The organism is Frateuria defendens (assembly GCF_001182895.1).
Lineage (GTDB): Bacteria > Pseudomonadota > Gammaproteobacteria > Xanthomonadales > Rhodanobacteraceae > Frateuria_B > Frateuria_B defendens.
Genome location: NZ_LFQR01000267.1, coordinates 1 through 399, shown reverse-complemented (window position 1 = coordinate 399; position 399 = coordinate 1). Strand labels below are relative to the sequence as shown.

Here is a 399-nt window from a genome sequence, read left to right as displayed (position 1 = left end):
GTAGACCCGGTCCGGCCCGGTGCCGACCACCGCCACGGTGGGCGCGCCCGCGTCCAGCGCCGCCTCGTGCGCGGCGCCGTCGATGCCGTCGGCCATGCCGCTGGTGACCACGAAGCCGGCCCCGGCCAGCTCGCGGGCGAACAGCCGGGCATGGGCGAGCCCGGCCGCGCTGGCGTTGCGCGCGCCCACTACCGCCGCCTGCGGGTACAGCAGGAGCGCCGGATCGCCGACCACGAACAGCGCCGCCGGCGGCTGCGGGATGCTCTCCAACGGCGGCGGGAAATCCGCCTCGGTGCAGCGCAGCAGGCGGTGGCGCGGTTCGGCCAGCCAGGCCAGGTCCGCCGCCAGGCGCGCCGCGTCGGGCTCGGCCAGCCAGGCGCGGGCCGCCTCGTCGGGCGG

General features: G+C 79.4%; 1 protein-coding gene. It reads right to left on the bottom strand.

What is annotated here, in order from left to right; genetic code table 11:
* On the bottom strand, positions 1 to 399 hold a 399-nt coding region (locus tag ACH65_RS18225; RefSeq protein ID WP_049624064.1), incomplete at both ends, for a DNA-processing protein DprA.